This is a genomic window from Paucibacter sp. B51 (assembly GCF_027863535.1).
GTDB classification, from domain to species: domain Bacteria; phylum Pseudomonadota; class Gammaproteobacteria; order Burkholderiales; family Burkholderiaceae_C; genus Paucibacter_A; species Paucibacter_A aquatilis.
Map to the genome: position 1 here is coordinate 265,792 of NZ_JAPIVN010000001.1, position 13,859 is coordinate 279,650.

11 protein-coding genes and 1 riboswitch are annotated in these 13,859 nt (G+C 67.0%); of the genes, 2 read left to right on the plus strand and 9 right to left on the minus strand.

Features of this window, described 5'->3' with window-relative positions; translation table 11 throughout:
- Positions 1-400: 400 nt before the first annotated feature.
- The 3 genes from OOB33_RS01090 to OOB33_RS01100 form a co-directional block, all read right to left on the minus strand.
- Positions 401-1,957 carry an ammonium transporter gene (locus OOB33_RS01090; protein WP_102769736.1) on the minus strand — a complete coding sequence of 519 codons (1,557 nt, stop codon included), beginning with the start codon at positions 1,955-1,957 and terminating at the stop codon, positions 401-403.
- A 72-nt stretch (positions 1,958-2,029) separates the two neighbouring features.
- Positions 2,030-2,368, minus strand: a complete 339-nt coding sequence (gene glnK / locus OOB33_RS01095; RefSeq protein ID WP_102769267.1) for a P-II family nitrogen regulator — start codon at positions 2,366-2,368, stop codon at positions 2,030-2,032.
- A 39-nt stretch (positions 2,369-2,407) separates the two neighbouring features.
- Positions 2,408-3,148, minus strand: a complete 741-nt coding sequence (locus OOB33_RS01100; RefSeq protein ID WP_271007312.1) for a TorF family putative porin — start codon at positions 3,146-3,148, stop codon at positions 2,408-2,410.
- Positions 3,149-3,492: 344 nt separating this feature from the next.
- Here OOB33_RS01100 and OOB33_RS01105 point away from each other — a divergent pair, with 344 nt between their 5' ends.
- The gene (locus OOB33_RS01105) at positions 3,493-5,007 is read left to right on the plus strand and encodes a YifB family Mg chelatase-like AAA ATPase (protein ID WP_271007313.1); all 1,515 of its coding nucleotides are present in this window, start codon (positions 3,493-3,495) and stop codon (positions 5,005-5,007) included.
- A gap of 3 nt (positions 5,008-5,010) precedes the next feature.
- Here the strand turns inward: OOB33_RS01105 and OOB33_RS01110 are convergent, their stop codons facing one another.
- Together OOB33_RS01110 and metH are read right to left on the minus strand one after the other, a co-directional pair.
- The gene (locus OOB33_RS01110) at positions 5,011-5,592 is read right to left on the minus strand and encodes a glycine zipper 2TM domain-containing protein (protein WP_271007314.1); all 582 of its coding nucleotides are present in this window, start codon (positions 5,590-5,592) and stop codon (positions 5,011-5,013) included.
- Positions 5,593-5,742: 150 nt separating this feature from the next.
- The gene (gene metH, locus OOB33_RS01115) at positions 5,743-8,505 is read right to left on the minus strand and encodes a methionine synthase (RefSeq protein ID WP_271007315.1); all 2,763 of its coding nucleotides are present in this window, start codon (positions 8,503-8,505) and stop codon (positions 5,743-5,745) included.
- Positions 8,506-8,587: 82 nt separating this feature from the next.
- Positions 8,588-8,715, minus strand: a riboswitch (S-adenosyl-L-homocysteine riboswitch).
- A gap of 85 nt (positions 8,716-8,800) precedes the next feature.
- Here metH and OOB33_RS01120 point away from each other — a divergent pair.
- Positions 8,801-10,003, plus strand: coding sequence for a phosphohydrolase (locus OOB33_RS01120; RefSeq protein WP_271007316.1), 1,203 nt, complete (start codon positions 8,801-8,803; stop codon positions 10,001-10,003).
- Between the two features lie 16 nt (positions 10,004-10,019).
- On the opposite strand, the gene OOB33_RS01125 is transcribed toward OOB33_RS01120, so the two are convergent.
- The 4 genes from OOB33_RS01125 to OOB33_RS01140 form a co-directional block, all read right to left on the minus strand.
- Positions 10,020-11,090 carry a homocysteine S-methyltransferase family protein gene (locus OOB33_RS01125; RefSeq protein ID WP_271007317.1) on the minus strand — a complete coding sequence of 357 codons (1,071 nt, stop codon included), beginning with the start codon at positions 11,088-11,090 and terminating at the stop codon, positions 10,020-10,022.
- 127 nt (positions 11,091-11,217) lie between these two features.
- A complete protein-coding gene (locus OOB33_RS01130; RefSeq protein WP_102769259.1) occupies positions 11,218-11,937 on the minus strand; it encodes a PEP-CTERM sorting domain-containing protein in 720 nt (239 codons plus the stop codon).
- A 237-nt stretch (positions 11,938-12,174) separates the two neighbouring features.
- On the minus strand, positions 12,175-13,014 hold the full coding sequence (locus OOB33_RS01135) for a ProQ/FinO family protein (protein ID WP_171828468.1): 840 nt from the start codon (positions 13,012-13,014) through the stop codon (positions 12,175-12,177).
- A 145-nt stretch (positions 13,015-13,159) separates the two neighbouring features.
- A complete protein-coding gene (locus OOB33_RS01140; protein ID WP_271007318.1) occupies positions 13,160-13,837 on the minus strand; it encodes a DUF4197 domain-containing protein in 678 nt (225 codons plus the stop codon).
- Between the last annotated feature and the right edge of the window lie 22 nt (positions 13,838-13,859).

Below are 13,859 nucleotides of genomic sequence, written 5' to 3' on the forward strand. Positions count from 1 at the left end.
GAATCCGGAGGTGGCTCGGCCCGCCGATGGGCGAATTGTGCGCGGCCGAGGGCGCAGCGGAGCGGCTCAGGCGCGTGTACTCACGCGCTTCAAGTTCTGACTCGGCGCCACTGTTTGACCACAGTGAGCGCAGCGAACGGAGGGAGTTTGGCGACGCTGAGCCGCGCAGTGAGCACCGAGGGGAGTCGGCTCAAAGAGCCGACCCGCGAACCATGAGCCCGGCGGCGGGCCGAGCCACCGCAGCGAGAAAGATCCATCAAGACGGCGGAAGTCCGCAATGTGCCGTCTGCAGCCTCCCTCGCCACACAAAAAAAAAGCCGCCCGATCCAAGGATCGGGCGGCTTGTTCTCAATCCGGTACCGCGCAGTGATCAAACCCCTGCACAGCCCGTCCTAGAAAATCACTTGTGGTACGCCGTCTCGCCATGCGAGCTGATGTCCAGACCTTGGCGTTCGTCTTCTTCGCTGACGCGCAGGCCGATGACCAGGTCCACCAGCTTGTAGGCGACCACCGAGACCACAGCCGACCAGATCACGGTCACGCCCACAGCCTTGGCCTGCGTCAGCACCTGGCCGGCGATGGTGTAGGCATCGGCCGTCACCATGCTGACCGTCACCCAGTCAGCGACCAGGCTGGGGCCGCCCAAATTGGGCGAGTTGAAAACACCGGTCAGCAGGGCACCGACGATGCCGCCCACGCCGTGCACGCCGAAGACATCGAGCGAGTCGTCCGCGCCTAGCAGCTTCTTCAGACCCGACACGCCCCAGAGGCAGGCGAAGCCCGCGATCACGCCGATGATCAGCGCACCGCCGACACCCACATTGCCAGCGGCCGGGGTGATGGCCACCAGGCCGGCCACGGCGCCGGAGGCCGCGCCCAGCATCGAAGCCTTGCCCTTGTGCAGCGCTTCACCGATGGACCAGGACAGCACCGCAGCGGCGGTGGCCACCAGGGTGTTGATGAAGGCCAGGGCGGCGAAGCCGTTGGCTTCCAGCGCCGAGCCGGCGTTGAAGCCGAACCAACCCACCCACAGCAGCGAGGCGCCGACCATGGTAAGGGTCAGGCTGTGCGGGGTGAAGGCCTCTTTGCCGTAACCGATGCGCTTGCCCACCATGAAGGCGCCGACCAGGCCGGCCACGGCGGCATTGATGTGAACCACGGTGCCGCCGGCGAAGTCCAGCGCGCCCCATTGCCAGAGCAGACCGGCCTTGCCGTTCATTTCATCGACCACACCTGCAGCGGTGTAGGCGTCCGGGCCCATCCAGAACCAAACCATGTGCGCCACCGGCAGGTAGCTGAAGGTGAACCACAGAGCCAGGAAAGCCAGGGCGGCGCTGAACTTGATGCGTTCGGCAAAGGCGCCAATGATCAGGCAGGCGGTGATGCCGGCGAAGGTGGCCTGGAAGGCTGCGAACACGATCTCCGGGATGACCACGCCCTTGCTGAAAGTGGCCGCGTTGGCAAAGGTGCCGGCCGCGTTGTCCCAGACGCCCTTGAGCATCAGCCGGTCGGTGCCGCCGATGAAGGCATTGCCCTCGGTGAAGGCGAAGCTGTAGCCGTAGATCACCCACAGCACCACGATCATGGAGAAGGCCACCATCACCTGCATCAGCACCGACAGCATGTTCTTGCTGCGCACCAGGCCGCCGTAGAACAGGGCCAGGCCGGGCACGGTCATCAGGATGACCAGCAGGGTGGACAGCATCATCCAGGTGGTGTCGCCCTTGTTGGGCACCAGCACCGGGGCCGAGGCCGCATCGGCCGGGGCGGCGCTGGCCGGCGCTGCGGCCGAGGCTTCTGGGGCAGGTGCGACCGGCGCGACGGCGGCGGGCGCGCTGGCGTCGGGCGCCGCTGCGGTGGCCACCGCAGCCGGGGCCGAGGCTGCGCCGTCTTGCGCCCAGGCAGCCGGTGCGAGCACCGCGGCGGCCAGGGCCAAGGTGGCGAGAAGTTTCTTGATGATCATTGCGGATCTCCTACGGATGTGGGGTGTGCCTTGCTGGCGTCTTGTTTGAGGTGCGCTCGGGCGGGTTCAGAGCGCGTCTTGACCGGTTTCGCCGGTGCGGATGCGCACCACCTGGTCCAGCGGAGAGACAAAAATCTTGCCGTCACCGATCTTGCCGGTGCGGGCGGCGCCCTCGATGGCCTCGATCACCTGCTCCACCACGGCGTCGGCCACGGCGGCCTCGACCTTCACCTTGGGCAGGAAGTCCACCACGTACTCGGCGCCGCGGTAGAGCTCGGTGTGGCCTTTCTGGCGACCGAAGCCCTTGACCTCGGTGACAGTCAGGCCTTGCACGCCGATGGCGCTCAGGGCTTCGCGCACCTCGTCGAGCTTGAAGGGTTTGATGATGGCGGTGATGAGTTTCATGGGGAGAGTCTCCGAAGTCTTGAGTTCGATCCGAGCAGATCAGAAGGTCTTCTTGGCCGAGAGCACAAAGCCGCTCTTGCCCAGGTTCTTGGACGAAGGGCCACCGACGTAGGCGTCCGTGTTGGTGTTGATCAAGGTGGCGCCGAAGCTGATCCCGGCGTAGTCCTTGTTCAGGGTCACCGCGTAATCGGTGTAGGAACCGGCCGGGTTGTTCTTGACCTTCTGGCGGCCCAGATGCGGCACCAGGCTGAAGCCCTCGCCCAGATCCAGCGTGGCGCTCAGGTCCAGGTAGCCGCTGCCTTTGCTGTTGGCGGTGCCGAAGAGATTGGTGGTGCTGTGCGAATACTTGGCGGTGAAGACGCCGTAGCTCAGGGCGCCGTAGACCTCGGTGGTGTTGGCGCTGGGGTTCAGGTCATTGCCCGAGTAGATGTAGGTCAGCGCGCCCACATCGAGGGTCAGGCCCGGTGCCACCTCGGTCTTGTAACCACCGTACACATCGATCTCCACCGAAGCGCCGCCGTTGTAGGGCGCGTCCTTGATCCACTTGATGGTGGAGGCCCAGGTGCCGATGTAGAAGCCGTTGGCAGCCACATAGTCCGCGCCGCCTTGCAGAGCGGGCTTCAGGCGGCTTTGCGAAATACCGCGGTAGCGGTAATCGGTGGTGACGCTGGCATTGAAGCTCAGCGGGCTGGCAGCCTCTTCGGCCTGTGCCGCCAGGGGCAGCAAGGTGCCCAGAACCAGGGCAAACGTCGTGGCCAAAGCAAACGGTGTTGTCTTCATGCGGAACTCCTGGAAGGTTGATTCAAAAAGGACAAACAAAAGCCGTGAAAGACGGGGAGACGAGAAAGCCGGGGCCATTGCGGGCACTTGCGGGCACTTGGCTTAGGCATCGCAGCTTCCGTGCCAGCTTTCAGGCGGGCAGCGGCAGATCCTTTGTCCAGGGCAAACACCGAGGCCCATGCACCAATTGCTCGCAGGACCGAGACCGAGCACCAGCCCAAGCGCACTCTCTTGGTGCAAGGCACGCTTTGTGTGCCTGAAAGCTCGGGCCGGCGGGCACAATCAAGCCAGCCGGCGGGCCCGACCCGGCCCGCCAGGCGCCTGCAAGGGAGAGCAAGAAGACCATGTCTCTGGCCGTTGTCCACAGCCGCGCCCTGGACGGGCTGACCGCCGCGCCGGTCAGCGTCGAGGTGCATTTGGCCAACGGCCTGCCCTCCTTCACCTTGGTCGGCCTGGCCGAAACCGAGGTCAAGGAATCGCGCGAACGCGTACGCGCGGCCCTGCAAAACAGCGGGCTCGCTTTTCCCCACAACAAAAGAATCACGGTGAATTTGGCGCCGGCGGAGCTGCCCAAGGAAGGCGGCCGCTTCGACCTGCCCATCGCCCTGGGCCTGCTGGCGGCCAGCGAACAGATCGATGCGCAGCAGCTGGAGCGCCTGGAGTGCGCCGGCGAGCTGTCCCTGGGCGGCGAGCTGCGCCCGGTGCGTGGCGCCCTGGCCATGAGCCTGGCGTTGCGGCGCGAAGGCAGCAGCCGGCGCCTGCTGCTGCCCGAGGCCAGCGCGGCCGAGGCGGCCCTGGTCGAGGGCGTGCCGGTGCATGCGGCGCGGCATCTGCTTGATCTGGTTGAGGCTTTGCGCCCCGGCAGCGACAGCCTGCTGCCCCGCGCTCGCGCGCTGCTGCCGGCCCAGCCGATCACGGCGGCGCCCGATCTGCGCGACATCAAGGGCCAGGCCGGCGCCAAGCGCGCGCTCGAGATCGCCGCGGCTGGCGGCCTGAGCCTCTTGATGGTGGGGCCGCCGGGCACGGGCAAATCCATGCTGGCCCAGCGCCTGTGCGGCCTGCTGCCGCCGATGAACGAAGACGAGGCCCTGGAATCGGCCGCCGTGCTCAGCCTGGCCGGCCAGTTTCAGCCCGAGCGCTGGCGCCAGCGCGTGATGCGCAATCCGCACCACAGCGCCTCGGCCGTGGCCCTGGTCGGCGGTGGCTCACCGCCGCGGCCGGGCGAAATCTCACTCGCCCAGCATGGCGTTTTGTTTCTCGATGAACTGCCCGAGTTCAACCGCTCGGCCCTGGAAGCCCTGCGTGAACCGATGGAAACCGGCCGCATCCTGATCTCGCGCGCCGCGCGCCAGGCAGAGTTCCCGGCCCGCTTCCAGCTGGTCGCCGCCATGAACCCCTGCCCTTGCGGCAACCATGGCAGCCCGCTGCGCGCCTGCCGCTGCGCTCCCGATCAGATTGCACGTTATCAGTCGCGCCTCAGCGGCCCATTCCTGGATCGGCTGGACCTGCTGGTCGAGGTGCCGGTGCAGCCGCCCGAGCTGCTGCACAGCGCCGCCGATGGCGAAGCCAGCGCCGTGGTGGCCGCACGCGTCGCCCGCGCTCGCCTGCGGGCCCTGGAACGCCAAGGCTGCAGCAATGCCGCGCTCAGCGCCGCCCAAGTCGACTCGCATGTCGCGCTCGAGCCCGCCGCCCAGGCCTTTCTGATCAAGGCCGCGCAACGCCTGTCCTGGAGCGCCCGCAGCCACCACCGCGTGCTTCGCGTGGCCCGCACGGTGGCCGACCTGGCGGGCAGCGCACAGATCGAGGTGGCTCACCTCAGCGAAGCGATTCAGTACCGGCGAGGGCTGGCTGCGCCCTGAGGCTCAGGGCTGCCGCTGCCACTGGCCGTTGCGGACCCGCAGCACATCGCCGACCTGGAACTGCGGATCGTTCTCGCGCACAAAGCTCTGCACGCGACCATCATCGAGCTTGACGCGCACCACCCAGACCCGGTGCGACTTCTGGCGCTTCTCGATCTCGTTGCCGGCCATGCCGCCGGCGACCGCCCCACCGACGGTGGCGATCTTCTTGCCGGTGCCGCCGCCGATCTGGTTGCCCAGCAGGCCGCCGATCACGGCGCCGCCGACAGCGCCCAGGCCGCTGGCCTTGCCTTCGCGCGTCTCTTCATGCACGGCCAGCACGCGGGCGCAATCGGCGCACAGGGCGGCGGACTCGGGCTTCGCCGGCTTGGGCTCGTCCACGACCTTGCTTTCAGGCCGGGACGATGTGGCTTTCTCCGAGGCCAGCTGCGCTTTCAGCGGGGCCGGCTCGGCGGCGACCGTTTGTGGCGCCGGTGCCTCTGGCGACTGGGCGCGACCGACGGCATAGGCACCACCGAGCAACACGCCCGCGCCGAGAACGCTGGCGACGATTTGACTGGCAGAAAAAGAAACAGGGGCTTTCATCGCAACATCACTCCGCGCCCGCCAGGGAAGGGAACAAGTGAGGCGGGCAGGCTTTGAGGATGCCACGCGCATCGCACGCTGTCCGTGAACGATGCGCTCAAGATGTAAGCGGGCGTTGGCTGCAACTCTGCGCGCGGCCCGCCGCCGTCGTCAGAGCAGGGGCGCCAGGGCCCGCTCGGCCGCTTCTTTGCTCAAAGCCATGCGCTGCGCCCAATCGGCCACCTGGTCTTCGCCGATGCGGCCCACATTGAAGTAAGCCGCATCCGGGTGGGCAAAGTAAAAGCCCGAGACGCTGGCGGCCGGCGTCATGGCCATGCTGTCGGTCAGGCCCATGCCGATCTCTTCCGGCGTCAGGGTCTGGAACAGGGCGCGTTTGACCAGATGGTCGGGGCAGGCCGGATAGCCCGGTGCCGGGCGGATGCCGCGGTACTGCTCCTGAATCAGCGCCTCATTGCTCAGCGCCTCGTCGGCGGCATAGCCCCAAAACTCGGTGCGCACACGCTGGTGCAGGCGCTCGGCAAAGGCCTCGGCCAGGCGGTCGGCCAGGGCCTTGAACATGATGGCGGAGTAGTCGTCGTGGTCGGCCAGGAACTGGGCTTCTTTCTTCTCCACGCCCAGGCCGGCGGTCACCGCGAACAAGCCGATGTAATCGGGCACTACGCCCTTGGGCGCGATGAAATCGGACAGGCAGCGGTTCGGGCGTTTGATGCCGTCCACCACCGGCCGCTCGCTCTGCATGCGCAGGCCATGCCAGGTCATCAGCACCTCGCTGCGGCTCTCATCGCTGTAGATCTCGATGTCGTCGTCGTTGACCTGGGCGGCGGGGTAGAGGCCGAACACGCCATTGGCCTGCAGCCAGCGGCCCTTGATCAGGCGCTCCAGCATGCGCTTGCCATCGCTGAAGACGCGCTGCGCCTCGCTGCCGACGATTTCGTCCTTGAGGATGGCCGGGAAGGGGCCGGCCAGATCCCAGGTCTGGAAGAACGGGCCCCAGTCGATGGCTTCGGCCAGATCGGCCAGGTCGTAGTTGCGGATCACGCGGCGGCCGATGAACTGGGGCACCGGCGGCCGATAACTCGCCCAGTCCACGGCATGCTTGTTGGCGCGCGCCTCGGCCAAGCTGACCATGGGCGTCTGCTTCTTGTTGGCGTGGAGATGGCGCACTTGTTCGTAATCGCTGCGCAACTCGGCGATGAACTTGGCGGCACGCTCGTCCGAGAGCAGATCGCTGCAGACACCGACGCTGCGCGAGGCATCGGGCACATAAACCACCGGGCCTTCGTAATGCGGCGAGATCTTGACCGCGGTGTGCACCCGGCTGCAGGTGGCGCCGCCGATCAAGAGCGGCGTGCCGCGCGAGCGGAAATGCTCGTCGCGCTGCATCTCGGCGGCCACATGCTGCATCTCCTCCAGGCTGGGCGTGATCAGGCCAGACAGGCCGATGATGTCCGCGCCTTCCTCCTTGGCCTTGGCCAGGATGTCCTGGCAGGGCACCATCACGCCCATGTTCACGACCTCGAAGTTGTTGCACTGCAGGACCACGGTGACGATGTTCTTGCCGATGTCGTGCACATCGCCCTTGACGGTGGCAATGACGATCTTGCCCTTGGGTTTGGCCTCGCCGCCGGCGTCGATCAGGGCCTTCTTCTCGGCCTCGATGTAAGGCAGCAAATGGGCCACCGCCTGCTTCATCACACGGGCTGACTTGACCACCTGGGGCAGGAACATCTTGCCGGCGCCGAAGAGATCGCCGACCACATTCATGCCGGCCATCAACGGGCCTTCGATCACATGCAGGGGCCGACCTCCGCTGGCCTGGATGGCTTGCCAGGCTTCTTCGGTGTCGGCGTCGATGAAATCGGTGATGCCGTGCACCAGGGCGTGGCTGAGGCGCTGGTTCACATCACCAGCGCGCCAGGCCAGGCGGGCCGTGTCGTCAATGGCCATGCCCTTGGCGCGCTCGGCCACCTCGATCAGGCGCTCGCCGGAATCGGGGCGGCGGTTCAGCACCACATCCTCCACGCGCTCGCGCAGCTCGGCGTCGAGGTCGTCGTACACACCCACCATGCCGGCGTTGACGATGCCCATGTCCAGGCCTGCCTGGATGGCGTGGTACAGAAAGACCGTGTGAATGGCCTCGCGCACCGGGTCGTTGCCGCGGAAGCTGAAGGACACATTCGACACGCCGCCCGAGACCTTGGCGCCGGGCAGGTTCTGCTTGATCCAGCGCGTGGCTTCGATGAAGTCGACCGCGTAGTTGTTGTGCTCTTCGATGCCGGTGGCGATGGCAAAGATATTCGGATCAAAGATGATGTCCTCGGGCGGGAAACCGACCTCGTTCACCAGGATCTTGTAGGCCCGCTCGCAGATCTCGATCTTGCGGGCGAAGGTGTCAGCCTGGCCCTGCTCGTCAAAGGCCATCACCACGGCCGCGGCGCCGTAGCGGCGCACCAGCTTGGCCTGGCGGCGGAACTCGGCCTCGCCCTCCTTCATGGAGATTGAGTTGACGATGCCCTTGCCCTGGATGCACTTGAGGCCGGCCTCGATCACGCTCCATTTGGAGCTGTCGATCATGATGGGCACGCGGGCGATCTCGGGCTCGCCGGCGATCAGGTTCAGAAAGCGCACCATGGCCGCCTGGCTGTCCAGCATGGCCTCGTCCATGTTCACATCGATGACCTGGGCGCCGTTCTCCACCTGCTGGCGTGCCACCGCCAGGGCCTGCTCGAACTGGCCATTGAGGATCATGCGCGCAAAGGCCTTGGAGCCGGTCACATTGGTGCGCTCGCCCACGTTGACGAACAGCGAGCCCTCGCCGATCTGCACGGGTTCCAGGCCCGAGAGCTTCATGGGCGGAACAGCAGGTGCGGCAGCAGCAGCAGTAGCAACAACGGCGGGAGAGGTGGTGGTCATGGCAGCGGCCTTCAGCGCAAAGGCAGGGCTGCGTCACTCACCGCAGCCCCGCACGTGCTCCAACAAGAAAACACAGAGGAATCATCGGTGAGCGTCGTTGCCGGGTGACGGGCCCCGGGAAAGCCGGGGCTGCACCTGTCCGAGCCTGGCGGCACACTCGCTGACATTCCAGACATCAGGCGGGCAACCGTCGCAACGCTCCTCGGACCCGCGCATTTTACGCACCCCGCCCGCCGCGAACTCAAGCAAAGCGGCCAGAAAGCCGACAACTCCTTGTGAACCCCACCCCGCCATCTTGGAACTGATCCAGCTCCCACCCCACAGCCTGCGTGTCGGCCAGGTCCTCAGCTTCGCCCTGCGCGATGCCGAGGGCCATTTGCTGTTCGCCGCCGGCCAGCCCCTGCCCAACACGCCCCAGGTGCAGGCCCTGATCGCCCGCGGCGCCTGGGTCCAGGCCCATGAAACCAAGGAGTACCAGCGTGCTTTGGCGCACAAGATGGACACTTTGATGCACCAGGGCGCGGTGCTGGCCGACATCGTCAAGGTGCAGGCCGACTTCCGCCAGGAAAAGGCCCAGAAGGTCGAGCTGGGCGAACAGGCCGCCTGGGCCGATCTGCAAATGCATGCCCACAGCCTGCTGCGCGAGCCGCGGGTCGAGGATTTCAAGCCACGCTTCCAGCAGCTGCACAACGAGGCCTTGCGCCGCCTGCTGGCCAAGCCCGATGCGGTGCTGATGCTGCTGATCTTCGAGACCAGCCAGAACTTCCAAAGCTACAGCGACCGTCACGCACTGCTCTGCCTGGCCCTGGCCGAGCTGTGCGCCCGCCAGCTGGGTTGGCCGGACGATTGGCGCCTGGCCCTGACCCAGGCGGCCCTGAGCATGAACCTCAGCATCACCAACCAGCAAGACCGCCTGGCGGCCCAGACCGGCCAACCGAGCCCGGCCCAGCAGCAGGAGCTGGTCTCGCACGGCGACCGCAGCGCGGCCTTGTTGAGCAAGCTCGGGGTCAGGTCCGAGCTGTGGCTGCAAACCGTCTGCCTGCACCACGACGCCGGCCCCGGTGCCCTGGCCGGGCGAGCCCCGGCCGAGCAGCTGGCGCGCCTGCTGCGCCGCATCGACATCTTCGGTGCGCGGCTAAGCCCACGGCGCTCGCGCGCGGCCATGTCCGGCGCGTCGGCCGCACGGGCGGTCTACCTCGATGAACTCAAGCAGCCCGACGAAGCCGGCGCCGCCCTGATCAAGACCACCGGCCTCTACCCGCCGGGCAGCCTGGTGCGCCTGGCCAATGGCGAGGTGGGCATCGTCTTCAAACGCGGCCACAGCGCGACCGAGCCCCTGGTGGCCGCCCTGCTGGGCAAGAGCGGCAGCCCCTTGAGCGAACCGGTGCCGCGCGACACGCGCCTGGCCACGCAGGCGATCAGCGCCAGCCTGGCGCCTCAGGAGCTCAAGCTGCACATCAATATCGAGCGCCTGCTCAAGCTCGCAGGCGCTGGCTGACGCGGGCGGCCTGGGCTCAGGCCGCCTGGTCCGTCAGCTCGGTGAAGAACTTGGAGCCGCAGGGCCGCGGCTGGTAGGCCGACACACCCTTGGCGATCGCCGCAATGTGATCGGGCGTGGTGCCGCAGCAACCACCGGCGATGTTCAAGAAACCGCTGCGCGCGAACTCGCTCATCAGGCGGCCGGTGACATCGGGCGTCTCGTCGAAGCCGGTGTCACTCATCGGGTTGGGCAGACCGGCATTGGGGTAGCAGCTGACCGCCACCGGGCCCGCCGCCTTGGCCAGCTCTTCGATGTAGGGACGCATCAGAGTCGCGCCCAGCGCGCAGTTCAGGCCGATGGCCAGGGGCTTGGCGTGGCGCACCGAATGCCAGAAGGCAGTCACGGTCTGACCCGAGAGGATGCGACCCGAGGCGTCGGTCACCGTGCCCGAGATGATGATGGGCAAGCGCTCGCCCGTGTCTTCCATCAGCTCATCCAGGGCAAAGATGGCGGCCTTGGCATTGAGGGTGTCGAAGATGGTTTCCACCAGGAAGAGATCGACCCCGCCTTCCAGCAAGCCCTTGGCCTGCTCGTAATAGGCCGCACGCAAGGTGTCGAAATCGATGTTGCGGGCGCCGGGGTCGTTGACATCGGGGCTGATGCTGGCGGTGCGCGGAGTCGGGCCCAGGGCGCCGGCGGCGAAACGCGGCTTGTCGGCCGAGCTGAATTTGTCGCAGGCCGCGCGGGCCAGGCGCGCCGCCGCCACATTCATCTCGTAGGCATGGGCTTGCAGGCCGTAGTCCTCCTGCGCCACGGTGGTGGTGCCGAAGGTGTTGGTCTCGATGATGTCGGAGCCGGCGGCCAGATATTGCTCGTGGATCTGGCTGATGACATCGGGGCGCGTCAGCACCAGCAGGTCGTTGTTGCCCTTGAGATCGGTCGGATGCTCGGCAAAGCGGCTGCCACGGAAATCCGCCTCCGTCAGCTTGTAGCGCTGGATCATGGTGCCCATGGCGCCATCGAGGACGGCGATGCGGGTCTGCATGATCTCGGCCAAGCGGCCGCCGCGGGTGTAGGTGCTGGCAGTGGAGGTGGGCGTATTCATAGCGGCATTGTAGGAAACCCGACTGTGCCAGGCTGAAGCACGGTCAGCGCCTGCGCCAGCCGGACGAAAAAAAGGCCTGCAGCGCAGGCCTTTTCTCATCTCATTCCCGCGCTAGGCGCGGCTCAACTCACTGGGCTTGACGGCGGCGACGTGCCACACCGGCCACAGCCAGGCCCCCGGCCAGCATCAGCAAATAGGTGGACGGTTCCGGCACGGCGGCGGCGATGGTGCCGTTGACGCCGAAGGGCAGCTCCACCGTCAGGCCCGAACCGGCTTCGGTCAGGGTGGCGAAGGGCGCGCCGGACAGCGCCTGTGCGGCATTGCCTTCGCGCGCGTCGGACGTCGGCGGCTGCCAGGGGCCCGAAGCCAGGGAACCGGTCAGGCTCCAGCGCAGCCAGTAGGTACCGGCCGCCAGCTGGAAGTCGCTGACATCGGCATTGGCCTTGTAGATGCCGCGCTGGGTGTTGGTCAGCGTGCTTTCGAGGACACGATAGCCTTGCAGACCACCGTTGGTCACGGCGCCCGAACCCGAGGCGACGACGGTGCCGTTGTTCACATCACCCGAAACAATGCTCCAGGTGGCGCCCGTGAAGGTGAAGCCGCTGGCTCCGGTTTGGTAGCCGAAGAAGTCCAGGCTTTGCACATTCCACACGGTGCCAGCGGCCACGGTGAAGTCATCAGCCACCGAGATGCCGGCCGCGGTATTCATGCCGAAGCCATAGGTCGAGGCCGGCGAGGCCAGCACGGACAGACCGTTGCCGCCGACCACCGGGCCATTGCTGTAAATCACGTCGGCATGGGCTGCACCCGCAGCGGCCAGCACGCTCAAGAGGATCAGTTTTTTCATTTCCACTCCGTCATTGAATTGCATTCATCCGCAGCCCGGGGAGTCCAAGCCCCGGTTCTGCATCCCTCGTTTGGCGCACAACTCCCGAACGCCATCGAGCCTGCAAGTTAACAGTCGCGGAAATACTTCACATCCAAGGAAGTACGCTCAGGTAAACCACAGCTTGACAAGAAAAACGGCCTGCATCATGCAGGCCGTTTCACTTTGCTTTCAAACTCCTCGACCAGGGATCAAGGCTCAACGCCCGCCGCTGGGTTTGCCACGCCCGGCGCCACTTGGGCCACCGGGGCGACGCGGGCCATCCCGGCGTGCGCCCGGTCGACCCTCTGTTCGGCCATCCCCGCGGGGACCGCGCGGCGCCGAGCGCGGATCGCGTGCCTCACGGCCATCGCGCCGGCCGGGTGCTTCGCGCGGCTCGCGCACCGGGGCTTCGGCCCGCTCGGCGCGTGCCTGGTCCAGCAAGGCCGGCAGCTCCTCCGGGCTCACGCCCTTGAGCACGCAGAAGTTGGGCAAGGTCAGGGTGGTGCGCTCGAAGTCGTAGAGCAAACCCGCCCGGTTGCGGCGCTGGGTCTGCGCCAGATCGCGCTCGGCCTGCTCGGCAGCCAGGCGCTCCTGCTGCAAACCACGGCGGCGGGCCAGCTCTTCGCGAGCCGCTGCACGGTGCTCTTCGCTGAGCTCACCGGCTGGCTGGCCATCCAGATCGAAACGTTGCGTGGCCTTGCCCAGGGCAATCAGATAGCCCGTGTTGCCGGTGTAGCGGCGCAAGAATGCCGAGAGTTGGGCCTTGGTGAACTGACCCGGCGCGCGCGCCTGGATGTCGGCCTGCACACGCAGCTTCAGCGGCTTGAAAGGGCCGCTGAACAGGGCCGGGAACAGGGCCTTGAGCTGAGCCGCGCAGGCCGCCGGGCTCATGTCGGCCGCGGGCGCAGCCGGTGCTTCTGAGGCAGGGGCTGCCGCAGCGGGCGTCTCGGCCGGCGCGGCTTCGCTCACCGGGCTGGCATCGGCCACAGGCGCCACGGGCGGCGCCTCCGCGGCGTCGGTGGTGGGCGTCTGCGTCGAATCGGGAATGTCGTTCATGAGAGCAAGTGCGGCAAAACTGCAAAGGGAAACCAACCCGTATTGTCCACCCAGCGGCCCAAGCGGCCGAAAGCCAGGGCGCTGCGCGCCCCGCGGTGCCGCCAAAGCACAAGCCTGCGCCCCATCCGGACGCAGCTCACGAGCCTCAGTTCAGACCCCCGAAGACCTTTTTCAGCAAGGCGCTGCCAGTGCCCAGCGGGTCCTGACGGATCTTGCGCTCTTCCTCGCCGATCACCAGGAAGAGGCCATCGATGGCGCGGCCCGTCACGTACTGCTGGATGTTGGCGTCCTCCTGGCGCATCAGCCCCAGGCCGGCGGCCTTGCCGGCCACGGCGTTGTACTTGTCGGCCAGGGCGACTTTCTGGGTCGCCTGGGTGACCAGGGGCAGGGACTTCTCAATCAGCGGCGAGCGGGTCTTGCCGGCGAAATACTGCGTCACGGCATCGTCACCGCCGCGCAGGATTTTGAGACCGTCCTCCACGCTCATGCCCTTGACGGCGGCCAGCAGCAAGGGCTGGGCCGCCGGCACGGCCGCCTCTGCCGCGCGGTTCATGGCGGTCAGCAGTTCGTCGACCTTACGGCCCTGGCCCAGGGTTTTGAGCAGCTTGGCAGCGTCCTTGAGATGCCCCGGCAGCTCGATGCGCACCGCCGGATTGCCCAGAAAGCCATCGCTGCGGCCCAGCTGGGCCACGGCGGCGGCGGCACCGCGCTCCAGCGCGGCACGAATGCCCGAGGCGGCATCGCCCTCCGTCAGGCCGGCGCGGACGCAGGGGCTGGCCAGGCCCAGCAAGGGCAAAAGCAAGAGGGGGCGGCGTTGCAGCATGGTGGGCTCCGGTTTCAAGAGG

What these genes read in the sequence shown, in the direction of transcription:
- OOB33_RS01140 (WP_271007318.1), bottom strand. Translation starts at nt 13,837, where the DNA reads ATGCTGCAACGCCGCCCCCTCTTGCTTTTGCCCTTGCTGGGCCTGGCC.
- metH (WP_271007315.1), bottom strand. Translation starts at nt 8,505, where the DNA reads ATGACCACCACCTCTCCCGCCGTTGTTGCTACTGCTGCTGCTGCCGCA.
- OOB33_RS01125 (WP_271007317.1), bottom strand. Translation starts at nt 11,090, where the DNA reads ATGAATACGCCCACCTCCACTGCCAGCACCTACACCCGCGGCGGCCGC.
- OOB33_RS01135 (WP_171828468.1), bottom strand. Translation starts at nt 13,014, where the DNA reads ATGAACGACATTCCCGATTCGACGCAGACGCCCACCACCGACGCCGCG.
- glnK (WP_102769267.1), bottom strand. Translation starts at nt 2,368, where the DNA reads ATGAAACTCATCACCGCCATCATCAAACCCTTCAAGCTCGACGAGGTG.
- OOB33_RS01130 (WP_102769259.1), bottom strand. Translation starts at nt 11,937, where the DNA reads ATGAAAAAACTGATCCTCTTGAGCGTGCTGGCCGCTGCGGGTGCAGCC.
- OOB33_RS01105 (WP_271007313.1), top strand. Translation starts at nt 3,493, where the DNA reads ATGTCTCTGGCCGTTGTCCACAGCCGCGCCCTGGACGGGCTGACCGCC.
- OOB33_RS01110 (WP_271007314.1), bottom strand. Translation starts at nt 5,592, where the DNA reads ATGAAAGCCCCTGTTTCTTTTTCTGCCAGTCAAATCGTCGCCAGCGTT.
- OOB33_RS01100 (WP_271007312.1), bottom strand. Translation starts at nt 3,148, where the DNA reads ATGAAGACAACACCGTTTGCTTTGGCCACGACGTTTGCCCTGGTTCTG.